The following is a 23,448-nucleotide window of genomic DNA, read 5'->3' on the forward strand; positions in this document are numbered from 1 at the left end:
ATTACGGTTGTGTATGTGGCTCTGCTGATTGACTATGGCCAAGCTGTGCCTGCTCCGTTCGAGCCCGTTCAATACCAGCCGCTACCACGTTTGCCGCCTCGGAATCAGACGGCATCATCTCCAGCAGTTTCTGCCAGTGCATGATGGCGGTTTGATAGTCCCAGCTTCTTGTGCTCGGCTAAGCCAACCTCGTTTAACGCTTCTAGCGCGTGTTCCGTAGATACTGACTCACCTGCTATTGCGGCGGCGGCGAGCAGGTTCTCCAAGGCATTGATATCTTCTTTAAGCCCAATACCATGGCCGCTATAAATCACGTCCCGTTGGTATTCGCTTCGCCGGCTATGCAGGAGGCCTCCATTCCACAAAATTCTGCCGACATCTGGTGTTGCGAGGCCGGCCAGCATCCTCAACAGCGTGGTCTTCCCGCTGCCGTTCTCGCCCTGCACCGATAGGCAATCGCCCGGCGCAATCCGGAAAGTCAAATATGCAAACAAGCGGCGCCCCCCGCGGACGCCACCCAGATCAAGAGCTTCAAGCATGGGCCGGTTAATAATTCATGCACGTGGGTTTCGCCACGAAGTGCGCCCTCAAGGGGCAATCTTCGACATCATGCCTTCTCCCGATTAACTGAAAATTAGCAGGAACTTACCTCCCACCTTACTGTCGTTTCTGGCCTAACATAAGCGTGTCACACGAGCAAAATCAGGTTGGTAGACCCCATGCGAATACTGTTGGTAGAAGACGACGAACTCATCGGACGGGGGATCGCGGCCGGTTTGCAAAAGCACGGCATCGCGGTGCATCACGTCGGAACGGCAGCAGAGGCCGAGGCCACGCACTCGGAAGATACCTTTAATGCCCTAGTGCTTGATCTCGGTCTGCCTGACCGGGACGGCATGGAATTGCTGGCCAGCATGCGAGCTGTCGAACCTCAGCTACCAGTCCTGATCCTCACCGCACGGGACGCCATCGAGCACAGGCTCAAAGGGCTGCATGAAGGTGCCGACGACTACATGGTCAAGCCGTTCGATCTGCGGGAACTGGCAGCTCGGTTACACGCGCTGGTCAGACGCACGCAAGGCCGTGCGGCCCAGGTGATCTCGGCTGGCCCCCTGCGATTGGAGCCGGAGAGCGGAATGGCCTGGTTCCAAGGCGAGCCCGTGACCTTGTCGCGTCGCGAAGTGGATCTGCTGGCCCATCTCGCCAACGCCGATGGCCGGTGGGTGGCACCCGACATGCTAAACGAGCGCTTGTACGGGCTCGGGGATGAGATCGGCAGCAATGCACTCAACGTGCATATCCACAACATTCGCCGCAAGCTCGGCGCCGACGCGATCGAGACAGTTCGCGGGCTCGGCTATCGGCTAGGCTGGAGGATCGCGTCATGAGCCTGCGCCTACGCGCCGTTCTGATCGCCGGTATTTCGTTGCTGGTTCTGTGGGGCGCTGCCGCAGGCTGGATGATGCGCGGCGTCCATTCTAATCTCGATCGAACCCTCGACGGCCGCCTTGCCATGTCCGCACGCATGGTGTCGGGGCTGCTTGAGCGCGCGGCGCTGGCTCCGAACTCGGCGGCCGCCGACTTCACCGAGGCCGTGCGCGTCAGCGGCAAGGAAGGGATCGCGTGCGAAATCCGATCCTTGCAGGGGGAGATTTTGGCACGCACGACCACTGGGCCTCATTCGGAATTCGAGTCACTCCCGGCGGGCTTCAGCACACGAGACGTTCTAGGACACCAGTGGAGAGTCTACGTTCTGCGCGCCAATGGCTACCAGATCACTACGGCAGATCGCGTGGACCAACGGGACATGCTGATCAACGAATTGTTAAGCGTGGCTGGCGTGCCATTTCTGATTGCCTTTCTTGGCGGTTTGGCGGCACTTTGGATCGGCATCGGCCGGGGGCTGTCCCCGCTGAAAGCTCTTTCACAACAGTTGCGCGACAAACACGCGGACGATACCTCCCCGATTGCCGTCAACCATTCGCCTTCTGAACTCCGTCCGGTCCTGGATGCGATGAATGGGCTTCTCAGGCGCCTGGCACGAGCGCTCTCCAGCCAACGGGCATTTACCGATGCCGCGGCGCACGAACTGCGCACTCCGTTGACCGTAATCGACACGCACTTGCAGGTAGCCCAGATCAGCGAGGGCGACGAAGTGGCGTCCTCGCTTTCCAGTGCGGAGGAAGGGGTAAAACGCCTGCGGCGCACGCTGGACCAGATGATGATCCTCGCGCGTGCTGAGGCACCCGCCGACGAGGCAGATGGCTGCACTTCGGTTGCAACGTCCGTCCGTAGCGTGCTGGACCAGTGGCGGGTTGACGAAGGCGAACGTTTGTCGCTGAACATCAACGGTGAGGACATTGGAACTCCCGTGCCGAAGTCGATGTTGGAAACGGCGATTCGCAATCTGGTTGATAACGCAATGCGGTACTCGCCCAAAGACGCGAAGATCGATGTCGATGTGTTCTTGGACCATCGCGCGCAGCGGTGCCTAGTTACTGTATCGGACCGTGGCCCTGGACTCACTACCGAACAGGCATCCCAAATTGGGCAGCGCTTCTGGCGTGGCGACCAAGGCCGGAAAAGCAAGGATGGCTCCGGCTTGGGCATCTCGATTGTGCGGGCGATCGCGGAGCGGTTTGGCGGCACCCTCGAATTAAAGCCCAGGGAAGGTGGCGGCTTGGTCGCGGAGATTTCCCTGCCTGCTTCAAAGTGCTGAGGGAAATAGCTCTTTTCTCAATAGCTGAATCGCCCCGGGTTTCGCGGAGGCCATTTGGTTAAAGTAAACCGGCCTCTTCGGCGGTTCTGTCGAGTTGGCTGTAGTAGTTTGCCTCAGCCTCGGCGGGCGGGATATAGCCGATCGATGAGTGCAGGCGTTTATGGTTGAACCAGGCGACCCATTCCAAGGTGGCCAGCTCGACGGATTCCCTGCTTTTCCAGGGCGCACGACGGTGGATCAGTTCGGCTTTGTACAGGCCGTTGATCGTCTCGGCCAAGGCATTGTCGTAGCTGTCGCCCCGGCTACCGACCGAGGGCTCGATGCCGGCCTCGGCCAGCCGTTCGCTATAGCGGATGCTCACGTATTGCGATCCCCTATCGGAGTGATGGGTCAGAGAACCGTCATTGCCGGGCTGACGAGCATACAGGGCCTGCTCCAGCGCATCGAGTACGAAGTCCGTCGTCATGGACTTGCTCACGCGCCAGCCGACGATGCGCCGGGCGTAGACGTCGATGACGAAGGCCACGTACAGCCAGCCCTGCCATGTCGAGAGTGGAGTAAGAGACCGGGCGTAGTCGAGCTATCTCCCGGCCTCTCCTCCCCGAACCGGACTTGCACCTCTCAGCGCATCCGGCTCTCCGTTCAAGCGTTGCTCATAGCAAAGGCGACATCGGGATAGCGTGACTCGATGGTACTGCGTGCCTCATCGCGCAGGATGTACGGATTCTCCGACGGGTTACGCCACCTGAATTGCCCCTTCCGGCTGGTAACAAGACGCCGAAGCGCCACCGCCCCGTACCAACCCCGACTATTCTGGCCATGAAGCAGCCATGTCTTGGCCTGTCCCGGTTCTGGCGCCCGCACATGATCGCGCATCAGCGACCTGAACCCGCGCCGATACCTGCGCGCGAGCCAATATCCGAACTTCCAGAACACGGTCCGGTCAAGTTTTCTGAACATGGTGGCCGTGTAGTCAGTGTATTGATAGAAGGCGGCCCAGCCGGCAATCTGCCGATTCAGGCTCTCCATCAGGTCCATCCGGTTCATGCCGTAATTGCCCGACAGTTGTTTGACTAACCGCTCGGCGAAGCCCCGATACTTCTCCCACGGAATCGTCGTCACCGGCCGCATGCGGCCGCGTGGTCCGCGCTTACGAATGATCCGGTGACCGAGGAAGACGAAGCCGTCGTTCACGTGCGTGATATGGGTCTTCTCCATATTCAGTGTGAGCTTCAGTTCGCCTTCAAGGAATTGCCTGCACGCCTCGCGTACTGCCTCGGCATGCGCTCGCGTTCCCTTGACCACGATCACAAAGTCATCCGCGTACCGACAGTAAGAAACCGCTGGCTTCCACTGCCGGTTTTCTCGTACAGTAATGGGACGCTGCTTGAGAATGGCGAAGTTCCACGCCCACCGATCCTTCCGCACCTTCTTGCTCAGGTAGTTCTTCTCCATCCACGCGTCGAATTCGTGCAGCATGATGTTGGATAGGAGCGGTGAGATGACACCGCCCTGGGGAACCCCCTCGCTTGCAGCGCGAAACAGATCGCGATCAACGCAGCCCGCCTTGATGAACTTCCAGAGCAGGGCAAGGAAGCGCTGATCGGCAATGCGCTTGCGGATTCCCTTCAGAAGCAGACGATGATGAACGGTGTCGAAGTAGCTGGCGAGGTCGCCCTCGATAACCCAGCGTCCGGCAACACTGTGTTCGTCACCATCCTGCAACTGAAGCTTCACCGTGCGAATCGCGTGATGTACGCTTCGGGCCGGTCTGAAGCCATATGAAGCCGGATGGAAATCACTCTCCCATATCGGCTCCATCGCCATCAGCATGGCCCTTTGCACAATTCGATCCCGTAGACAAGGGATGCCGAGCGGTCTGAGCTTGCCGTTCGCCTTCGGTATGTACACGCGCCGCGCAGGCAGCGGACTATACGAGCCCGCCAACAGTTCGTCGCGTATCGTCGCCAGTTCATGCTGGAGATTCGCTTCCATCATGCGCTTGTCAACACCGTCCACTCCCGGTGTGCGGGCTCCGCTGGATGCCAGCGTAATGCGAGCCGCTTCGCTCAGCCAATCCCTGTCAGCAATCAGTCTCAGGAGACGATCGAACTTGCGCTCTTTGTTCTCCGTCGACCATGCCGCCAGTTTGCTTTGCATTTCACTGATTATCAAAGGTCTTCACCTCACTGTGGTCAGTTAATCAACCAAGCAAACCACTTCAACTGCCTCCCTTCGCCATGTGACCGGCTTTCCCGGTCTCGGACTACTACGGAGGCTCCGCCAGCTCGCACATCATCGGGGGCACACTCCCTTAACATCTGTGCAAGCCTTCCCCGGCAATGTCCCAGGCGTAGTTGAAGGTTGAAGGCGGCGGTTCGCCAGTGGAATCCGAGAGAATCGGGTTTCCAGGACCAACCTCCCGAACAGGGAACCAAGGAGAACCGCCACATGAAGCCTGGCAAGAAGAAGGCCCCGAAGGCCAGCGCGCCGTTGAACATCGTCGCCAAGCAGAACGAAGACCGGCTGCGGGCCTGTTTCGCCGAGAACAGTCAGCTCCTGCTGCCAATACTCGATCTGATCCAGAACACCCGCGCGAGCATTGACGAGCTGATGTACGACGCTGGCCGCGGCCTGGTCGAGCAGTTGCTGGTGATCTCGGCGACGGAAGTCGCCGGCGAGAAGCACCCTGGCCGCAAAGGCGGCGAAGTCCGTTGGCACGGCTCGCAACGCGGCCAGATCGTGATGGACGAGCGCAAATTGAACGTCGAGCGGCCACGCCTGCGGCGGCGAGGCGGCGGCGAAGTGCCGATCCCCGCCTACGAGCAGTTGAACCAGAATCCGCGGCTCGCCGAGCGCGTGCACGACATCATGGTCACGGGCGTGTCCACGCGCAAATATGCCAAGGTGCTGCCCGAGATGGCCGGCACGGTGGGCATCTCCAAGAGCAGCGTCTCGCGCGAGTTCATCCAGGCCAGCCAGAGGGCGCTCACCGAGCTGATGGGCCGGCGCTTCGACGATCACGACTTCCTGGCGATCTACCTGGACGGCATCATCGTCGGCACGCGGCACGTTATCGCGGCCATCGGCGTGGACAGCGCCGGCAAGAAACATCTGATGGGGCTCGTGAGCGGTTCGAGCGAGAACGCCCAGGTCGTCAAGGATCTGTTGCGCGGGTTGATCGATCGCGGCTTGTCCACGGAGCTGGAATATCTGTTCGTGATCGACGGTTCCAAGGCGCTGCGTTCGGCGATCGACGAACTCTTCGGCGAGCGTGCCCACGTGCAGCGCTGTCGAACGCACAAGCTGCGCAATGTCCTCGATCGCCTGCCCAAAGAATGCATCTCGCAAACCGCAGCGATCATGAAAGCGGCCTACAAGCTGCCGGCCAAGGACGGCATGGCCAAGCTCGAGACGCACGCAGCGTGGCTCAAGGCCGAGCACCCGGATGCCTCGGCGGCGCTGCTCGAAGGGCTGGAGGAAACGTTCACGGTCAACGAGCTGGGCCTGACGCCGGCGCTCATGCGCGGGCTGTCGACGACCAACCTCATCGAGAACCCCAACGGCGCGGTACGTCGCGTCGCGGGGCGTGTGAAGCGCTATCGCGATGCCGACATGGCGGTGCGCTGGGCAGCAGCGGGGTTCCTGGAAGCCGAAAAGCACTTCCGGAAAATCCTCGGCGTGAGCGAGCTCTGGGTGCTCGCCGCCGCCCTGAAGCGTTCGCCCTCGAAATCCAACATTGACCATGATCGCAAGGTCGCATAATCTATGCCGCACCCGCCGTCCCAACCTTCAACTGTCTGTGGGACATTGCCCCTTCCCCAGTTCACATGCTGGACTCAACGCATGGGCGAGGCTGCCTGTCGCAGTCTTTATCCTTGCTTGCCGCAAGTCGTCGCGAACACCACGGTCTAGCTGCGCGCTCCCCGTGGACCCTTGCTGATCAGCTTACCTGTCCGGTCAGCAATCGTGCCGCCGGGCCATACGTGTGACCGGCAACAGTTCGCGTCCTGCCCGTAAAGCGGTGTGGGCAGGGGTGACATTTCAACCCTCAGATGCGGTTTAACAGGTTCGTGTTCCTCAACCGTCCCATGCTCAGCCTGGAGGCTCATCTTGGCGTAACCGCTTCGCCGCAAGCCCCGTTTCCCACGGACTACGTCACCTTGCCAGTGTCGGCAAGTCACCGCCGCTTCGGCTCACTTCCTCTCGCAGCAGAGGAAGGGCATGCCCCGGTACTACAACGTCAACTCCTCCGGGTACTGCATTCCAAACATGCTCAAGCAGTTTCACCCCCATACGGGCGGGCCACGCTGGCTGGGCGTACCGTAGGTGAAGTCCGAGACCCAGAGCTGGTTCGGCCGATCCGCCCGGAACTGCCGGTTGACGCGATCCAGCGGCTGGGTGGCCGCATCGTCGGGAACTGTGGTGCGCAACCGCTTGCCGCGCCGCACGCCTTGCAGGCCCTGGGCGCGCATCAAGCGCTCGACCGTGCAACGGGCAACCGCCACGCCTTCGCGGTTCAGTTGCCGCCAGACCTTGTCAGCGCCGTACACGCGATGGTTCTCCTGCCAGACCCGATGGACATGCGGCTTCAGATGTTCGTCACGCCGAGCGCGGTCGCTGCGCCGCGATGGATCGCGCAGCCGCGCGGCGTGGCGCCGATAGGCCGACGAGGCAACCTGCAACACCTTGCAGATCGGCTCGACCCCGTAGACCTCCCGGTGCCGGTCGATGTAGGTGTTTACGACTTCAGCTTGCGGTCGAGCTCCGCCTGCGCGAAAAAAGCGCTGGCCGTACGCAGAATGTCGTTGGCACGGCGAAGTTCGCGCACCTCTCGTTCTAAGGCCTTGATCCGCTCGCGCTCGCTGGTGGTCACGCCATGGCGCTGCCCGCTGTCGACTTCATGCCGCTTGACCCAGGTCAGCAGCGTCTGCGCCGAGCAGCCGATCTTGGGCGCAATGGACTCGACCGCCACCCATAGCGACGGGTACTCGCTGCGGGACTCCTGCACCAGGCGCACCGCGCGCTCGCGCACTTCCGGGGAAAACTTGTTCGCGTTGTTCTTGCTCATGGCTCGCATTCTCTCAAGAGTTGGAGCCTCCGCGATACCCGGGGCGATTCAAGCTGCCAATTGGCTGAACTTCAGATAGTGGGCATGGATCGCTTACGCATATAGGCCAGCGGACTTAATTTCATATCCGAACGGAATGCGTATATGAATGCAGAGGTGGAGTTGTAGCCGAGTTCCATTGCCGTCCTCGTCACGTCCATCCCGTTTTCCAGAAACTCGATGGCGCGAAACAACCTGAGCTGGCGGCGCCACGAACGCATGGTAACCCCCATGTCTGCCAGGAATTTCCGAGCGAGCGTGCGGCCCAACATGCCGAATTCCACGCCCCATTCTTTGGGACCGCGCGGGTCTGCAGGGTCGTTGTACAGCGCCTCGCACAATTCGGATAAGGTCGCGCTCTGCGGCCACGAAAGCGCCGACGAGACCGGACGAGCGCGCAACAGTTGATCGAGTATCAACTGATAAATTCGCCCGAAATAACCGTCGCTGTCAGTCGCGGCATCGAGAGCTGAAGCCTCTAGGATCAGCGCCTTCAGAAAGGGGGACATACCAAATACGGTTGCGCTTCGCTCGCAAAGTGGGCCTCCGGGCGCGTCAGCAAGCCAGAGGCTGCGGAATTCGGCTCCAAGGAAAGAGCCGACACGATGCACCGTTCCGGGAGACAGCCAGGCGGCATGCTCCGGCGAAATCACAAACGAACGGCCGTCGGCGACGACGGTCAGCACGCCGGAGATGGCGTAGACGACTTGATTCCACTCATGAGTGTGCTCGGCGAAGTAATGTCGGGCAGGAATAGACTGCACCCGCTTGGTCATGGGCTGGGGTGGTACGGCATCCGGAGAGCGCGCGATTATTTCCCACTTCGTTTTTTTCGCCATTTGTCTCTTATTCTACATTGATTGACTTTTCATCGAAAGACTGCATCGCCGCCTTTCTATCTAATAGTGCGTATTTGCCAGCGCCGCGTCAGTGGCTACTGCTGTTCGCGAGCTAACTGGCGCGAGATTCAGAGAGACCTAAACAGCCCGTGTCACACGTTCGAGATACAGCTACCGACTCCGTTCCCATATCTGCCAAACCTTATTCGCACACCGATGTCAGGCGTGTCATCGCAGGCGTCATGTTGTGCATCCTGCTGGCCGCACTTGACCAGACTGTGGTGATCCCGGCGGTCCCCGCCATCGCCGGCGACTTGGGTGGATACGAGCAGCTCTCCTGGATCGTCGCCGCCTACCTGATCGCATCGACCATCAGTACACCGATTTACGGGAAGCTGTCGGACACCTATGGACGTCGGCGCCTGCTGACGACTTGCATCGCTCTCTTCATTGCGACCTCGGCACTGTGCGCACTGGCGCAGTCCATCGACCAACTCATATGGTTCCGCGCACTGCAGGGCTTGGGAGGAGGCGGACTGATGGCGTTGGCGCAGGCCGCCATCGCCGATGTGGCGCCGCCGCGCGAACGTGGCCGCTATCAGGGCTACCTGTCCGCCGTATGGGCGCTGGCTTCCATCAGCGGGCCGCTGGTGGGCGGTCTCGTCGCCGAGCAGTGGTCCTGGCGTTGGATCTTCTGGATCAACCTGCCGCTGGGCGCCGTGGCTATGTGGGTCTGCAACAACGGACTCAAACACATCAGCGTGGTAACCCTCCCTGGCAAGCCCCGCATCGACCTACTGGGAATGCTGTTGCTCGCCGGCGCGATCTCGTCCTTGCTGCTCGGGCTGAGCTGGGGTGGCAACGAATACGCATGGACCTCCTACCAGATTCTGGGCATGGTGGTGATGGGCTGCGTCCTGATCGGCCTGCTGCGCTGGCAGGAACGGCGGGCCAGCGACCCGGTGCTTCCCCCCTCGGCCTTTGCCAGCCCCAGCTACGTCTCCAGCGTCATCGTCTCCACACTGGCGGCCGTCGTGCTTTTTGTCTGCCTGTTCTCCATTCCGCTGTATTTCCAACTGGTCCGCGGCGCAACAGCCGCGACCTCGGGCCTGTATGTGGCGCCTTTCATGCTGGCCAACGTCTGCGGGAATGTCCTCGGCGGCATGTACGCGCGCCGCTACGGTGCGATACGTGGGGCGTTGCGGATGGGTTCTGCAGCCAGTTGTGTCGGACTGGTTCTTATGGCTGCGCTGCCGCTCGATGCACCCGTATGGATGCGGGTTGCCGCCATGGTCATCACGGCGCCGGGTATAGGCATATGCCTGCTGGGAACCATCATGAGTGCCCAGAACGCTGTAGCCACGAAAGACATCGGTGCTGCCACTGGCGGATTGCTCGTGCTTCGCTCGGTGGGCGGTGCTGGCGGATCGACACTGGCGGGGGCCATCATCGCCTCCGGGCTTGGTATCGCTCATGGCACGCTGGAGCACGGACGTTCGGCGTTGCAAGGTCTGTCTGAAACTTCCCAACTCGCGACCAACTTCGAGCTGGTGTATGGCATCGCCGCCCTGGTGTGCGCCATCGTGTTCATCGTTGCCCTGCGCATGCCCGATACGCCATTGCGTAGGGCGCCCCATTGCGTCGTGTCCAGTTCAACATGGGGACCGTTCAAGGCATCGGCCCAGACAAACTTGCCCCGGTTCAAACGTCGGGCGGCCAGCCAGACGCCAATGCCGTCATGGACCAGCACCTTCATACGATTAGCGCGCCATAGGTTGGCAAAGCAGTACGCATGATGCGGCCGCGCCGCACCGAATACCGCCACCACACGCGCCAATGCTGTGCCCGCGCCTGCGCGCATATCCAGCGGTTCGGTGGCTAGCCAGATGGCTTCGACGTGAATCATCGCAGCCACTCGCGAAGGAGATCGACGCACTGTCCCGCGGCGCTCACCGGCCAGGAAACGTTCACCGTGCTGGGGCCACGCTTCAGTTCCAGATGGATGGACTCATTGCTGCCCGCTTGCGGCGGTGGACTGAAGGGGATAGGGATAAATGGAGTAGCTGCCTGCGGTGACGACACCGTCAGTGCCGTCTGCGGGTGTGCCGACAGATTCCCATCACTCAGGGAATGGTGCCCATAGCGTTCATGTTCTGTGACCCATCGATGCAAGACATTAGGGAAACGCTGATTAATGAAGCTCGGCGGTCATCGCTAACGTAGCCGAGAACGTTATAGAAGGCAGCTCACGGAACGGACCCACGACGATGAAGAGGCAGATCGGCTTCGCGGAAGCGGAAATTGCAGGCAAGAAGCGCGTGACGAGGCGCCAACGCTTCCTGACGGAGATGGAGAAGATTGTGCCGTGGCAGCGCTTGCTGTCGGCAATCGAACCGCATTACCCGAAGGGCACGCGAGGCCGTCCGCCGATTGGCTTGGAGCGAATGCTGCGGATCTACTTCCTGCAACAGTGGTACGGCTTGTCGGACGAAGGTCTGGAAGACGCGCTGTATGACAGCATCGCGCTGCGCGCCTTCGCCGGCATCGATCTGGCGGTCGATAACGTGCCGGATGCGACTACGCTGTTGAAGTTCCGGCGCCTGCTGCTCGAGCATGACCTGACGCGAAAGCTGTTCGACGAGATCGGCATCACGCTGTGCGAGCGTGGACTGATGATGAAGGAAGGCACGCTGGTTGATGCGACGATTATTGAGGCACCGCCGTCGACCAAAAACGCCGGGAAGAGCCGTGACCCGGAGATGCATCAAACGAAGAAGGGCAACGAGTGGCACTTTGGGATGAAAGCCCACATTGGCGTGGACGCCGATTCGGGCCTGATTCACAGTGTGGTTGGCACGGCGGCCAATGTGTCGGATGTGTCGCAGGCGCATGCCCTGCTGCACGGACATGAAGAGCAGGCGTTCGCCGACGCGGGCTACATTGGCGTAGACAAGCGCGAGGAAATGAAGGGCACGACGGTGAAGTGGCACGTCGCGGCCAAGCGCGGAAAGATCAAGGCGATGTCGGAAGGCCCGCTGAAGGACCTGGTGATGGCGGCCGAGCGGACCAAGGCGCAGATCCGCGCCCGGGTCGAGCATCCGTTCCATATCGTCAAGAACCTGTTTCACCATCGCAAGACCCGATACAAGGGCTTGGCCAAGAACACGGCGCAACTGTTCAGCCTGTTCGCTCTGGCGAATCTGGTGATTGCGCGAAACCTGTTGCGATCGGTTCATGGGAGCAGTCCGTCATGTGTGTGAAAAATGCGAGCAGGCAGACTCGTTTGCGAACCAAATTCACCGAAATGAGCGCCGATTCGATTCGTTATCCAGAAAATTCGACGCCCCTTCATCTGCAAGCGGACCAGGCAGCTCATTAATCAGCGTTTCCCTTGAGGGCATTGCCTTCAAAGACGGCGAACCGGTGCAAGACGATCGGCCGGTTCAGCAGAAACTCGCCGCCTGAAATCGACCGTCACGATGCTGCCCATACACCATGCATGGACGCCCCCGGCTTGCCAAGCTCTCATTTGTAACGGAGCGAAGGTATTGATGGCAGCCATGCATCCGGACTTCGCTGTCCGGCGCACGGCCGGCGGTCCCTGATGGAATGCGCTGGTCGGGCTCTCATCACTCTTGCGTACTCTTACACACATTGGTGTACCCAGAGTTTCCCAGCCTCGGCCTGGCGCAGGAACCCGATGATCTGCTCTTCGGTAAATCGGCTCGTCTTCATGTTCATCATTCTCCACGTTGATGGACTCCACTTCGTACAGCCTGGTACGGCCAGCGGGGGGGGGGGCAGGTCAGCACTGCATCGCAGCTACATCCCGTTCGGCGGCACGTTCCTGACGTTCTCCGACTACTCGCGCAATGCGCTGCAGCAGCGCGAGTTGGCACAGGAACGGCCACGGTTTGGCTTGCCCCGCCTGCGCGTGTTGCTGCGCCGGGAGGGGCTGGTCCAGAACCACAAACGGGTTAAGCGACGGTACCGCCCAGAAGGCCTGTCGCAACGCCTGAAACCGCGAAAGAGGCGTCCGAGACATTGGCGTGTAGTCATGCCCACGCCCAATGGGGCCGACGAAAGCTGGGCCTGTTGTGCGGCCCCCCTTGACGTCCATTTACTCAAACAATAAAATGAAAATTAAATCATTAAAATGAAATTACGACAAGGAGACCCAAAATGGTCAGGCACGTAAGACTTGGAGCGGGTTCCGGGTTCTGGGGGGACGCTCAGGATCCGGCTCAAGAGTTGTTGGAACGGGGAAATCTGGATTACCTGTGCTTCGACTATCTGGCTGAACTGACCATGGCGCTGCTGCAGCGGCAGAAGCTCAAGCGGCCGGATGTCGGCTACGTGCCGGATGCCGTCCAGACCATGATCAACCTGCTGCCGCGCGCCACCGCCGTGGGAACGAAGCTGATCTCCAATGGCGGTGGGGTGAATCCGCGCGCCGCCGCCCATCGCATTGCCGAAGGCGCGCGCCAGGCAGGACTTGCCGGCACCCGCATCGCCCTGATTGAAGGCGACGACATGCTGGACAAGCTCGACGACCTGATGGGGCAGGGGGCTCCGCTACGCAATATGGATACGGGCGACGCGAATTTCGCGGCCATCCGTGACCGCGTCGTCTGTGCCAATGTCTACACCGATAGTTCGGGCATCATTGAAGGCCTAGAGGGCGAGGCGGACGTGGTTATCGCCGGACGGGTTTCGGACAACGCGCTTTACGTGGGGCCGCTGGCCCACGAATTCGGCTGGCGGCGCGACGCCGCGCACATAGATCGTTATGCGGCGGCCGTGACACTGGGCCACATTGTCGAGTGCGCGGCCGGCTGCTCGGGCGGGATGTCCTCACGGTTCGGGGAGATGCCGCACATGGGGCGAGCAGGATTTCCCATTCTTGAAGTGGGCGCGGACGCCGAGGCCGTCGTCACGAAGCTGTCCGGCACTGGCGGCCGTGTTGATGAATGGACGATCAAGGAGCATCTGGTCTACGAGGTGGGCGATCCGCGCCGCTATCTTATGCCCGACGCCGTGGCCGATTTCACTTCCCTGAAACTGATCGATGAGGGAGAGGACCGCGTACGCGTCAGCGGCGTGCGCGGTGAAGCAGCGCCCGACCTGTGGAAGTTGGTGGTCGGTTACCAAGACGGGTGGATCGGCGAGACCATGGCGTTTTTCCCCTGGCCATACGCCTATGACCGCGCCGTAAAGGCGCGCGAAACCATGCTCGAACGTTTCGAACGCATGGGACTGGCCGCCGAACAGATTCACTTCGATTTTGTTGGACTCAACACCTTGCACGGTCCCGCAGCTACCTTCCCGGGGCGCGAACAGGCCAACGAGCTGCCCGAAGTCGGGCTGCGTTGCGCGGTGCGTACACGCACGGCCGAAGAGGCCGACAAGGTGCGCCGCGCGGGCACGAACCTTTGGATCATGGGTCCGGGCGGCACGTCCTTCGGCACCCCAATGAAACCGCGCCCCGTCATCTCCCTGTGGCCGACGCTGATCCCGCGGGCCGCCGTCGAACAGAAAACCGAAATCCTGAAGGCCTAAGGAGGGCTCTGATGACGCTTCAAGTGAAAGACATTGCCTATGTCCGGTCCGGAGACAAGGGGGACGTGTGCAGCGTGGGGCTGGTAGCCCGCGGGCCACTGGAGTACGCGCAGTTGCTAGCTAGCGTGACGCCGGCCGACGTCAAGGGTCTATACGGTGATTGGGTCTTGGGCGAGGTGGAATGCTACCCGATGGACAACATCGGCGCCATGATGGTGATCATGCGTCATGCGCTGGGAGGGGGGGCGACGCGCACCCTGCGGTTGGACCAGACAGGAAAGTCACTGGGGCATGCGCTGTTGCGCCTGCCGGTGCGAGATCCGAGCTGAATCCCTGCAACCCAAGACGATATTGAACATATGGCTATTCTCTCTTCCCGCCTCGGATCGGGCAGCCCGGAGTTTGTCGCGAATGCGGCGGCGTATGACGAATTGCGTGCACCGCTGCTCGCTGCAAGAGAGCGTGCGGTTGCCGGTGGCGGCGAACGCGCGCGGCAAGTGCATCTGGCGCGCGGCAAGCTGCTGCCGCGCGAACGCGTCAATATTTTGCTGGATCCCGGCACGCCTTTCCTGGAGATCGGCCAGTTGGCGGCCGACGGCGCGTACGAGGGGCAGTCGCCAGGGGCCGGCATCATTACCGGCGTCGGCATCGTCGCCGGACGAGCCTGCATGATCATGGCCAACGATGCTACGGTCAAGGGAGGAACCTACTACCCGCTGACCATCAAGAAGCAGCTGCGCGCCCAGGCCATTGCCCGCGAGAATGGCCTGCCTTGCGTCTATATGGTGGATTCCGGTGGCGCCTATCTGCCTTTGCAGGGCGACCTATTTCCGGACGAGCAGCACTTCGGCAAGATTTTCCGCAATATTGCCGAGATGTCGGCCGTTGGCCTGAAACAAGTCGCAGCAGTGCTGGGAGCCTGCACCGCGGGTGGGGCGTATATCCCGGCGATGTGCGATGAAACTGTGATCGTCGACAATGCGGGCATGATCTACCTGGGCGGACCGCAGCTGGTGCAGGCCGCCACCGGCGAAGTGGTCGACGCCCAGGACCTGGGGGGGGCGGACACGCACACACGCCTGTCCGGAGTAGCCGACCATTTCGCGAATGATGAGTTGCACGCGCTCGAGTTGGTGCGTGGCATCCTAGGACGTTGCGGGGCCCCTGCTCTTGCGCCGCCGCCCGGCCCGTGCCGGCCGCCCCGCTTCGATGTGGCGGAATTGCCCGGGCTCATTCCCGCCAATCCCAAGCAGGCGATACCTATGCGGGACGTGCTGGCGCGATTGATGGACGGTAGCGAGCTGGTGCAGTACCGCGAGCGCTATGGCTCCAGCCTTATCTGCGGCACGGGCTCGATCGGCGGCTACCCCGTGGGCGTGCTCGCCAATGATGGCGTGCTCTTCGGGCAGAGCGCCCAAAAAGCGGCCAACTTCATCGAGTTATGTTGTCAGGTGGACATCCCGCTGGTGTTCCTGCACAACATTAGCGGCTTCATGGTGGGAGTTCAGTACGAGCAGGGCGGCATTGCGAAGGACGGCGCCAAGATGATCAACGCCGTGTCCACCGCCCGGGTGCCGAAATTCAGTGTCATCGTCGGCGGAAGCTACGGAGCGGGCGCGTACGCTATGTGCGGTCGTGCCTTTGGGCCACGGCTCATGGCTATGTGGCCCAACGCCAGGACCTCCGTGATGGGCGGGGAACAGGCCGCCACCGTCCTGGCGCTGGTGCGCGCTGATCAACTTGCCCGCCAAGGCAAGGATTTCAGCGCCGAGGAGGCCGAGGCATTCAAAGCGCCCATTCGCGATACTTATGGCGCGGAAAGCACCGCCCTGAACGCGGCTTCGCACCTGTGGGTGGATAGCGTGATCGAGCCCGCCGATACCCGCGACTGGCTGACGTTGGGCCTGGCGCTAGCTGCTGGTGGGCCGAAAGAACCCACGCGCTTCGGCGTGTTCAGGATGTAGCCTATGTTCAAGAGAATCCTTATCGCGAACCGGGGAGAGATCGCCCGCCGCATCGCGCGCACCTGCCAACGGCTGGGCATCGAATATGTTGCGGTGTACTCTATGGCCGATGCTGGCGCGGCACATCTGTGCGGCGCCGCCCGGACCGTTTGTCTGGGTGCGGGAGCGGCAGCGGACAGTTATCTGAACGCCGCGAAGCTACTCCAGGCTGCGCAGGAAACCTGCTGCGAGGCCGTGCACCCGGGCTACGGTTTTCTGTCGGAGAACAGCGAGTTCGCGGCAAGCGTGGAGGCCGCGGGTATGGCGTTCATCGGCCCCTCTCCCGCGACGATCGCGGAGCTGGGCGACAAGGCGCGGGCCAAGGCGCTAATGCGCGCGGCTGGGGTGCCGGTCGTGCCTGGCACCGACGAGGCCAGCGACAACCCAGCCACCATAGAGGGGCTGGCGCGCGCCATTGAATTGCCGATCCTGCTCAAACCCTCCGCCGGCGGCGGGGGTAAGGGCATGCAGATCATTACCCAATACGAGGAGCTGCCTCGGCTCATCGAGTCGGCCATCCGCCTGGCCCGCAGCAGCTTCGGCGACGGCCGGATGATCGTGGAGCGGTACATCGAGGAGCCCCGCCACATCGAAGTGCAGGTGTTTGGCGACGGTCGCGGGAGCGCGGTGCATCTGTTTGAGCGCGAATGCTCGCTGCAGCGCCGCCACCAGAAGGTCATGGAGGAGGCGCCCGCACCCCGCCTGCCGGAGCGTGCCCGTCAACGGCTGCTGGAGGCGGCGGTACAGGGCGCGCGCAGCCTGAAATATCGCAACGCCGGAACCTTCGAGTTCATCTTGGACCGGGATTTCAACAGCTATTTCCTGGAGGTGAACACGCGCCTGCAGGTGGAGCATCCTGTCACCGAGGCTGTCACCGGGCTGGATCTCGTTGAGTGGCAGTTGCGCGTGGCGGCGGGCCAGGCCCTGCCGCTGCCCCAGTCAGAAATCTCCTGCCGCGGCCACGCTATTGAAGCCAGAATCTATGCTGAGGACCCGGCCCAGGACTTTCGTCCTTCGCCGGGCACTGTGGTACGCGCGCGCTGGCCTTCGAACTTGCGCGTAGATGCCGCGCTGGACCAATCGGGCGAAGTTCCGACTTTCTACGACCCGATGGTGGCCAAGATCATCGCGAGCGCTGCGGATCGTCCGGCCGCACTTGCCGCCTTGAAGGCGGGCCTGGGCCAGACCGCGTTGCTGGGCGTGACCAGCAATCTGGGCTACCTGCTGCGGCTGCTGGACGATCCATGTGTATTGGCCGGACAGGTCCACACCCGTTACCTGGACGAACACAAATCGCTGCAAACACCATGCAGCCGCCTTGCCGCCGCTGCGGTGTGCGCCACGCTGTCCTTGCCGTTGGAGGGCGTGCCCGCCTCGCCCTGGCAGGCCGGCACGCCCTGCGGTGCGATGGACCGGAAGTTTCTAGATCCCGGCGCGCCTTTGGGACGCTTGCGTTTCCTGCTGGACGCCGAGCCGGCATGGACGGCGCTTTATGACGTGGAAGGCGGAAATGTCCGCGCGGGCGACGGTCAGCAAAGCTGGAACGTGTCGCGCGAAGCGTCCGGCCTGGGGGGGCGGGTGGACGGCTGGCGCTGGGACGCCTGCCGCGCCGCCGAAGGCTGGCATCTGCTGGTGGCGGGCGACCATTATTCGGTGCGACCGGTCCTAAGCGAGGGCGACGCCGGTGCTCAGGACGGCGGCGGGGCGACGGCGCCGATGTCTGGTGTCATCGCGGCCGTGGCGGTCCAACAGGGAGACCGCGTGCGCCCGGGCGACGTTCTGGCCGTCATCGAGGCCATGAAGATGGAGTACTCGATCGTTGCCGATGTCGAGGGGACAGTAGCGACTCTCCGCTACGGAGTCGGCGACAGCGTGCGCGAGGGCGAGCTCATTGCCGACATCGTTCAGGCCGACGCTACGGCGGACGATGAAGCCAGGCAAATCGATCAATCGAAGTTTCAGGCTGGCAACAGCCGCTAGTACTGAGATCATCATGCAGAAACCGCTAAGCCATATCCGTGTGCTGGACCTCTCCCGCATACTGGCCGGCCCCTGGGCCACGCAGAACCTGGCCGATCTGGGTGCTGAAGTCATCAAGGTGGAGAAGCCGGGAGTCGGAGACGACACCCGGCAGATGGGGCCGCCTTTTCTCAAAGATCGGCAGACCGGCAAGAACGGCGACGCCGCCTATTTCATGAGCTGCAACCGCGGAAAAAAGTCCCTTGCCATCGACTTCTCGAATCCCCGCGGCCAGGAGATCTTGCGTGAACTTGCGAGCCGCGCCGATGTCTTCGTCGAGAACTACAAGGTCGAAGCATTGAAACGCTACGGCCTGGACTACGCCTCGCTACGCGAGATTAACCCTCAGCTAGTCTATTGTTCCGTGACGGGTTTTGGGCAGACGGGCCCCTACAAGGACCGCGCCGGTTACGACTACCTGATACAGGGCATGGGTGGCTTGATGAGCGTGACGGGCGAACGTGACGACTTGCCCGGAGGCGGCCCGCAGCGGGCTGGTGTCGCGGTGGCCGATCTTTTGGCTGGCATGTACGCCACTACTGCCATTCTTGCCGCCTTGCAGCATCGTGATCGCGGCCATGGCGGCCAGCACATCGACATCAGCCTGCTGGACTGCATGGTGGGTTCGCTGGTGAACCAGTCTATGAACTATCTGGTCAGCGGGCGCGTCCCCCAGCGCATGGGAAGTGGCCACCCCAATATCGCGCCCTATGCGGTCTATCCGGCGGCCGATGGGCATCTGGTGCTCGCGGTCGGCAACGACGCTCAGTTCCGCCGACTGTGCCAGGCGGTCGGGCAGCCTGAGGTCGGCACCGATCCGCGCTTCGCCACTATCGCCGACCGCGTGCACAACCGGGCCGAACTGGATGCCTGGCTGGTTCCCGTCACACGTTCGCGCCGGCTGGCCGATTGGACGGCGCTGCTGGAACGGGCGCAGGTCCCTGGAGGACCCATCAATGGCATGGACCAGGTCTTTGCCGACGAGCACGTAGTGGCGCGTGGCATGCGCGCGGAGCTGGAGCATCCGCTTTACGGGCCGGTTCCGACCGTGCGCAATCCCATCCGATTTTCAGAAACCCCACTGGACCCCGCCGGCGCACCGCCCGCGCTCGGCCAACATAACGAAGAGGTACTGCAATCGCTGGGGATTGCAGCGGAGCAGTTGGCGCAGTTGCGTGCCGCCGGCGTGCTCTGACCGAACATCAAGATAAGCAGACAACCAGGAGAAGACAGTATGCGCAGATCGATCAACATGGACGAGAACGGGCTGGAGGTGCTGGGCCTAGGCTTTTACTGGGACGACGTGGAGCCCGGCTACCGCTTTCGTACCTTGGGCCGGACGATTACCGAGACGGACATCACTCTTTTCATCGGGACGGTGGGCATGGTGGAGGAAATGTTCACCAACCTCGAGTACGTCGCCTCGCAATCCATCATCGGTTCGCGTCCGGCTCCCGGCTCGCTCGTCTTCTGCATGGCCGAAGGGCTACTGATGCAGAGCACGATGCAGCGCACCGGCATGGCGTTTATGGAGGCGGATATCAAGGTCCACCGGCCCACTAATGCGGGCGACACGATCCATGTCGAGTGCGAAGTGATCGAAGCTCGGGCGACCAGCAAGCCGCAACGCGGCTTGGTGCGAACCTCCAATCAGGTGATCAACCAGCGTGGGGAAGTGGTGCTTACCTATAACCCCCTGCGCATGGTCAAGACCCGTCCATAGTGCGGAATCTTACGATATTTTTACTCGAGGGACGCGCAGACGGCCCCGATTCACTCAAGGAGACATCAATGAAATTTTCCCTGCTTTCGGCGTTGCTTGCGTTAACAGTGTGCGCCCAGGACGCGGTGGCAGCTCCTGCCTCCGCCTTTCCCGAGAAACCTATTACGGTCGTGGTTCCGTTTGCCGCGGGCAGTCCCACCGACGCGGTGGCCCGTGTGCTGTCCGACTCGCTGTCCAAGCGACTGGGGCAGCCGCTGATCGTGCAGAATCGTCCAGGCGCCACCGGTATGATCGGCAGCGAGTATGTGGCCCGCTCACAGCCGGACGGCTATACCTTGCTGTTCGGTACCAACACCACCCAGGTGGCGAACAAATACTTTTTCAAAAATGTCTCCTATGATGGCCTGAAGGATTTTGCGCCGGTCGCCATCGTCGGCGGGGTGCCGCACGCGCTCGTCGTCAACCCCTCCGTGCCGGTGAACTCGGTGGCTGAACTCATTGACTACGCCAAGGCCAACCCGGGGAAGCTCTCGTTTCCCTATGCCAACAGCACCACGCGCATCACCGGGAGCACCTTCCGCGTGATGACGCATACCGATATCTCGGAGATCCCTTACAAGGCCTATGGCCAAGCCGTGTCCGAGCTGCTGGGCGGTCAGACGCAAATGATGTTCATCGATTTCTCCACCGGTCTGGCCTATATGACCTCGGGCAAGCTCAAGCCGCTGGCTATCACGCCGGCCCGGTCGGAGAAGCTTCCTGGGGTACCCGCCATGAAGGAAGTGTTGCCGGGGTTCGAGATCGGAAACTGGAACGGCTTGTTCGCGCCCAAAGGAACGCCGCCCGAGATCATCGACAAGCTCAACCGGGAAATTACCGGCGCGCTCGAGCAACCGGAGGTCAGAAAGCTGATCGATGGCACTGGCTATGAGCTGCTGCCGCCCATGGCACCCAAGGCTTTCGGCAAATACATCGCCGAGGAGAGCGCGCACTACGGCAAGCTGACCCAGGCCGCAGGCATCAAGCCTGAATGAGTTGCGGGCCGCGCGCCGTCTGCGTGCGGCATGTACTTCCTGATTTTCATTGACTTGTGAGTCCGCCCTGCATCATGAATAAAACCGACGCTCCTATTCTGTACTCCGTGCAAGACGGCATCGCCACGATCTGCATAGACCGCCCCGCTCAACGCAACGCGTTGTCCATCGCTATCTGCGAGCGCCTGCTGGATCTATGGGAGGAGGTCGAACGCGACGAAGCCGTGCGCGTGGTGATTCTGACTTCCGCCGACTGCGGCGTGTTCTCAGCCGGCATGGACCTGAAGGAGGCCGCGCAGGTGCGCGCGGAATCCGGCAAGGACATGCTGCAGATGTTGCGGGATCCGTTCCACCAGCGCATGCGCCGGGTTCCCAAACCTATCATCGCCGCCATGACAGGCCATTTCACGGCCGGCGGCATGGTGCTGGCTGCCAACAGCGATATCCGCGTCGGGTTGCGGGGAACCCTGGGCGGCATTTCCGAGGCGAAGGTGGGACGAGGATCGCCCTGGGGAGTACCCATGTTGTGGATGCTGCCGCAGCCCTTCATGATGGAGCTCATGCTCACCGGCGAGATGCACCCCATTGAGCGCTTTTATCAGTTGGGTTTCGTGAACTATGTCGAGGCCACAGCCGACGCGGTGCGCGAGCGCGCCCAGGCGATTGCGCGTACCATCGCCGACAACGCGCCGCTTACTGTCTGGGCCGCCAAGAAGAGCATCAGGGCAGCCATGGACCTGGGCTGCGAGCGCGGCCTGGAGGCGGCCTGCCAATATCATGAGCGAGTCTACTCCAGTGCCGACGCGATTGAGGGGCCTCAGGCCTTTGTCGAGAAGCGGGCGCCGCGCTGGATTGGGGCGTAGCCATGGCTGCGGCTTTTGTCCGGCGCGACGACGATGATGGCGTCGTCACGCTCACCCTCAGCCATCCCGGCACGCTGAATCGCTTCTCTGACGGTTCGCAGTTCCTGGAGCTGGCCAGCCATGTGCGCCGGGCCAACGCAGATCCGGCGGCCCGCGTCCTGGTCATCACCGGAGTGGGCAAGGCTTTCTGCGCGGGCGGAGACCTGCGCCAGATGGCGGAACGGAAAGGATTTTCGGCTGGGGATGTTGCCGAGGTGCAGGCGCGTTACCGCGAGACCGTGCACCAATTGCCGGCGGCGCTGGCCGAGGCCGATATCCCGACCATCGCCGCGGTGAACGGCCCAGCTTATGGGGTGGGCTGCGATCTGGCGTGCTTCTGCGATATCCGGATCGCCGCGCAGAGCGCGTGCTTCTCGGTGAGCTTCGCCCGTCTGGGCATTGTGGCCGGCGATGGCGGAGCCTGGATGATGCCTCGGCTCGTCGGCCGCTCCAAGGCTATGGAGCTGGCGTTCACGGCCGAGCCCATCGATGCACGGGAGGCGTGGCGCATCGGCCTGGTGTCGGAGGTGACGCCGGACGATGCGCTGGCCAAGCGCACCGCCGATCTGGCGGGGCGCATTGCGCGGCATCCCGTCGCGGCGCTGCGCATGCACAAGCGCTTGCTGCGGGACGCTGAACAGCACTCGCTGGCGACCCATCTGGACGTGGTGGCTGCGTTTCAAGCGATCGCGCATGCCTCGGACGAACACCTGCGGGCGGTGCGCGACGTGGTCGGCACCCTGAGGCAGTCTCGTTAATCCTCGTCGTCGGTGGCGAGCGCGATGCGCTCAGCTATGGCAAGCAGCGCCGGCGCGACTTGGCCGCGCAGCACGGCCTCCGTGACTTGGACGCTGACGGCCATGGCGGCCAGGGCGAACTTCGAACCCGCCTTTAGCGGGGTGGCGATGGAGGCGGTGTGCGTGGCTACGGGCGCGGCCACGTAGCACCAACCCGTTTTCCCCAGTTCCTGGAACGCGGCGTAGACGTCGTCGAGCTGGCGGGATGCGCCGGATGGCGCGTCGGCCTCGATTTTGCGGAGCAATTCATCGCGCTGCTCCTGCGGCTGTCCCCAAAGATAGGCGCGGCCGGAGGCCGAGACCACCATAGGGAAACGGGCGCCCGTGGTCAGGCCCAGCTGCACCCTGCCCGCAGGAACGCAGTGCTCGACCACCAGCATATGCAGCCGGTCGCGCGTGCTCAGCGTGACATGGACACCGAAGCGCTGAGACAGCTCGCGCATGAGCGGCCTGGCGACTTGGCCAGCCGCCAGGCCTTTCTTGGCGGCCCGGCCCAGCGCCAGACAGGCGATATGAGGTTCGTAGCTGTCGCCCGTGGCCTGCAAAAAATGCTGGGACTGCAGCGACTGGATGAGCTTTTCGGTGGTCGGGCGGGACAGACCGAGCTTGCGGCCGATGTCCGCCATTGTGAGTTTGCGGTGGCGCAGATCGAACAGGCGCAGCACCTCCAAGCCCCGGCGCAGCGAATCGACCTGCGCGAAGTCGCGTGGCGCGCCCGGTGTCAATTGGCGAGTCCGTACCAT

Annotated in this window: 18 protein-coding genes, 4 pseudogenes and 1 other annotated feature; of the genes and pseudogenes, 15 read left to right on the plus strand and 7 right to left on the minus strand. The window is 62.2% G+C overall.

Annotation, left to right across the window (positions count from 1 at the left end; genetic code table 11):
* Positions 1-104: 104 nt before the first annotated feature.
* Positions 105-539, minus strand: coding sequence for an ATP-binding cassette domain-containing protein (locus L0984_RS11645; RefSeq protein WP_255697342.1), 435 nt, complete (start codon positions 537-539; stop codon positions 105-107).
* A 180-nt stretch (positions 540-719) separates the two neighbouring features.
* Here L0984_RS11645 and L0984_RS11650 point away from each other — a divergent pair, with 180 nt between their 5' ends.
* The gene (locus tag L0984_RS11650; RefSeq protein WP_129246459.1) at positions 720-1,388 is read left to right on the plus strand and encodes a response regulator; all 669 of its coding nucleotides are present in this window, start codon (positions 720-722) and stop codon (positions 1,386-1,388) included.
* The gene (locus L0984_RS11655) at positions 1,385-2,719 is read left to right on the plus strand and encodes an ATP-binding protein (protein ID WP_129246457.1); all 1,335 of its coding nucleotides are present in this window, start codon (positions 1,385-1,387) and stop codon (positions 2,717-2,719) included. The genes L0984_RS11650 and L0984_RS11655 overlap by 4 nt, the downstream gene beginning before the upstream one ends.
* Before the next feature lie 58 nt (positions 2,720-2,777).
* Here the strand turns inward: L0984_RS11655 and L0984_RS11660 are convergent.
* Both L0984_RS11660 and ltrA read right to left on the minus strand, forming a co-directional pair.
* Positions 2,778-3,278, minus strand: a pseudogene (locus L0984_RS11660) (IS3 family transposase); the annotation flags it as partial.
* A gap of 83 nt (positions 3,279-3,361) precedes the next feature.
* Positions 3,362-4,879, minus strand: coding sequence for a group II intron reverse transcriptase/maturase (gene ltrA, locus L0984_RS11665; protein WP_094840516.1), 1,518 nt, complete (start codon positions 4,877-4,879; stop codon positions 3,362-3,364).
* A 291-nt stretch (positions 4,880-5,170) separates the two neighbouring features.
* Here ltrA and L0984_RS11670 point away from each other — a divergent pair, with 291 nt between their 5' ends.
* The gene (locus L0984_RS11670) at positions 5,171-6,484 is read left to right on the plus strand and encodes an IS256-like element IS931 family transposase (RefSeq protein ID WP_046543550.1); all 1,314 of its coding nucleotides are present in this window, start codon (positions 5,171-5,173) and stop codon (positions 6,482-6,484) included.
* 560 nt (positions 6,485-7,044) lie between these two features.
* On the opposite strand, the pseudogene L0984_RS11675 reads toward L0984_RS11670, so the two are convergent.
* A pseudogene (locus L0984_RS11675) lies at positions 7,045-7,799 on the minus strand (IS3 family transposase); the annotation flags it as partial.
* Positions 7,390-7,506 (minus strand) — a sequence feature (AL1L pseudoknot). It overlaps the preceding pseudogene by 117 nt.
* Before the next feature lie 62 nt (positions 7,800-7,861).
* On the minus strand, positions 7,862-8,605 hold the full coding sequence (locus tag L0984_RS11680) for an AraC family transcriptional regulator (RefSeq protein ID WP_208742422.1): 744 nt from the start codon (positions 8,603-8,605) through the stop codon (positions 7,862-7,864).
* Between the two features lie 305 nt (positions 8,606-8,910).
* On the opposite strand from L0984_RS11680, the pseudogene L0984_RS11685 reads away from it, so the two are divergent.
* Positions 8,911-10,083: pseudogene (locus L0984_RS11685) on the plus strand (MFS transporter); the annotation flags it as partial.
* 56 nt (positions 10,084-10,139) lie between these two features.
* Here the strand turns inward: L0984_RS11685 and tnpB are convergent.
* Positions 10,140-10,574: an IS66 family insertion sequence element accessory protein TnpB gene (gene tnpB / locus L0984_RS29965; RefSeq protein WP_370645986.1), complete on the minus strand. Its 435-nt coding sequence runs from the start codon at positions 10,572-10,574 to the stop codon at positions 10,140-10,142.
* 361 nt (positions 10,575-10,935) lie between these two features.
* Between tnpB and L0984_RS11690 the strand changes: the two genes are divergently transcribed.
* The 11 genes and pseudogenes from L0984_RS11690 (at position 10,936) to L0984_RS11735 (ending at position 22,666) form a co-directional block, all read left to right on the plus strand.
* Positions 10,936-11,928 carry an IS5 family transposase gene (locus L0984_RS11690; protein WP_129243268.1) on the plus strand — a complete coding sequence of 331 codons (993 nt, stop codon included), beginning with the start codon at positions 10,936-10,938 and terminating at the stop codon, positions 11,926-11,928.
* Positions 11,929-12,542: 614 nt separating this feature from the next.
* Positions 12,543-12,684, plus strand: a pseudogene (locus L0984_RS29970) (IS3 family transposase); the annotation flags it as partial.
* A gap of 166 nt (positions 12,685-12,850) precedes the next feature.
* Complete coding sequence (locus L0984_RS11695) at positions 12,851-14,227, plus strand: acyclic terpene utilization AtuA family protein (RefSeq protein WP_129243262.1); 1,377 nt, start codon at positions 12,851-12,853, stop codon at positions 14,225-14,227.
* Positions 14,228-14,238: 11 nt separating this feature from the next.
* Positions 14,239-14,556: an AtuA-related protein gene (locus L0984_RS11700; protein ID WP_129243260.1), complete on the plus strand. Its 318-nt coding sequence runs from the start codon at positions 14,239-14,241 to the stop codon at positions 14,554-14,556.
* 30 nt (positions 14,557-14,586) lie between these two features.
* On the plus strand, positions 14,587-16,191 hold the full coding sequence (locus L0984_RS11705) for a carboxyl transferase domain-containing protein (RefSeq protein ID WP_234193872.1): 1,605 nt from the start codon (positions 14,587-14,589) through the stop codon (positions 16,189-16,191).
* Positions 16,192-16,194: 3 nt separating this feature from the next.
* Positions 16,195-18,210: an acetyl/propionyl/methylcrotonyl-CoA carboxylase subunit alpha gene (locus L0984_RS11710; RefSeq protein ID WP_129243256.1), complete on the plus strand. Its 2,016-nt coding sequence runs from the start codon at positions 16,195-16,197 to the stop codon at positions 18,208-18,210.
* A 13-nt stretch (positions 18,211-18,223) separates the two neighbouring features.
* Positions 18,224-19,444 (plus strand): CaiB/BaiF CoA transferase family protein, encoded by a 1,221-nt coding sequence (locus L0984_RS11715; RefSeq protein WP_255697343.1) that lies wholly within the window; start codon positions 18,224-18,226, stop codon positions 19,442-19,444.
* A 39-nt stretch (positions 19,445-19,483) separates the two neighbouring features.
* A complete protein-coding gene (locus L0984_RS11720; protein WP_129243252.1) occupies positions 19,484-19,972 on the plus strand; it encodes an FAS1-like dehydratase domain-containing protein in 489 nt (162 codons plus the stop codon).
* Positions 19,973-20,040: 68 nt separating this feature from the next.
* The gene (locus L0984_RS11725; protein ID WP_129243250.1) at positions 20,041-21,006 is read left to right on the plus strand and encodes a Bug family tripartite tricarboxylate transporter substrate binding protein; all 966 of its coding nucleotides are present in this window, start codon (positions 20,041-20,043) and stop codon (positions 21,004-21,006) included.
* A gap of 74 nt (positions 21,007-21,080) precedes the next feature.
* Complete coding sequence (locus tag L0984_RS11730) at positions 21,081-21,869, plus strand: enoyl-CoA hydratase/isomerase family protein (RefSeq protein ID WP_129243248.1); 789 nt, start codon at positions 21,081-21,083, stop codon at positions 21,867-21,869.
* A gap of 2 nt (positions 21,870-21,871) precedes the next feature.
* Entirely contained in the window at positions 21,872-22,666 is a 795-nt protein-coding gene (locus L0984_RS11735) for an enoyl-CoA hydratase-related protein (protein WP_165360263.1), read from the plus strand.
* Here L0984_RS11735 and L0984_RS11740 read toward each other — a convergent pair.
* Positions 22,663-23,430 carry an IclR family transcriptional regulator gene (locus L0984_RS11740; RefSeq protein WP_234193873.1) on the minus strand — a complete coding sequence of 256 codons (768 nt, stop codon included), beginning with the start codon at positions 23,428-23,430 and terminating at the stop codon, positions 22,663-22,665. The genes L0984_RS11735 and L0984_RS11740 overlap by 4 nt on opposite strands.
* Positions 23,431-23,448: the final 18 nt, after the last annotated feature.

Origin of the sequence: Pseudacidovorax sp. NFM-22, assembly GCF_021401245.1 — a bacterium.
Taxonomy (GTDB): Bacteria; Pseudomonadota; Gammaproteobacteria; order Burkholderiales; family Burkholderiaceae_C; genus Xenophilus.

Coding starts and splice junctions, on each gene's coding strand:
- L0984_RS11645 (WP_255697342.1), bottom strand. CDS start 539: ATGCTTGAAGCTCTTGATCTGGGTGGCGTCCGCGGGGGGCGCCGCTTG.
- L0984_RS11650 (WP_129246459.1), top strand. CDS start 720: ATGCGAATACTGTTGGTAGAAGACGACGAACTCATCGGACGGGGGATC.
- L0984_RS11655 (WP_129246457.1), top strand. CDS start 1,385: ATGAGCCTGCGCCTACGCGCCGTTCTGATCGCCGGTATTTCGTTGCTG.
- ltrA (WP_094840516.1), bottom strand. CDS start 4,879: ATGCAAAGCAAACTGGCGGCATGGTCGACGGAGAACAAAGAGCGCAAG.
- L0984_RS11670 (WP_046543550.1), top strand. CDS start 5,171: ATGAAGCCTGGCAAGAAGAAGGCCCCGAAGGCCAGCGCGCCGTTGAAC.
- L0984_RS11680 (WP_208742422.1), bottom strand. CDS start 8,605: ATGACCAAGCGGGTGCAGTCTATTCCTGCCCGACATTACTTCGCCGAG.
- tnpB (WP_370645986.1), bottom strand. CDS start 10,574: ATGATTCACGTCGAAGCCATCTGGCTAGCCACCGAACCGCTGGATATG.
- L0984_RS11690 (WP_129243268.1), top strand. CDS start 10,936: ATGAAGAGGCAGATCGGCTTCGCGGAAGCGGAAATTGCAGGCAAGAAG.
- L0984_RS11695 (WP_129243262.1), top strand. CDS start 12,851: ATGGTCAGGCACGTAAGACTTGGAGCGGGTTCCGGGTTCTGGGGGGAC.
- L0984_RS11700 (WP_129243260.1), top strand. CDS start 14,239: ATGACGCTTCAAGTGAAAGACATTGCCTATGTCCGGTCCGGAGACAAG.
- L0984_RS11705 (WP_234193872.1), top strand. CDS start 14,587: ATGGCTATTCTCTCTTCCCGCCTCGGATCGGGCAGCCCGGAGTTTGTC.
- L0984_RS11710 (WP_129243256.1), top strand. CDS start 16,195: ATGTTCAAGAGAATCCTTATCGCGAACCGGGGAGAGATCGCCCGCCGC.
- L0984_RS11715 (WP_255697343.1), top strand. CDS start 18,224: ATGCAGAAACCGCTAAGCCATATCCGTGTGCTGGACCTCTCCCGCATA.
- L0984_RS11720 (WP_129243252.1), top strand. CDS start 19,484: ATGCGCAGATCGATCAACATGGACGAGAACGGGCTGGAGGTGCTGGGC.
- L0984_RS11725 (WP_129243250.1), top strand. CDS start 20,041: ATGAAATTTTCCCTGCTTTCGGCGTTGCTTGCGTTAACAGTGTGCGCC.
- L0984_RS11730 (WP_129243248.1), top strand. CDS start 21,081: ATGAATAAAACCGACGCTCCTATTCTGTACTCCGTGCAAGACGGCATC.
- L0984_RS11735 (WP_165360263.1), top strand. CDS start 21,872: ATGGCTGCGGCTTTTGTCCGGCGCGACGACGATGATGGCGTCGTCACG.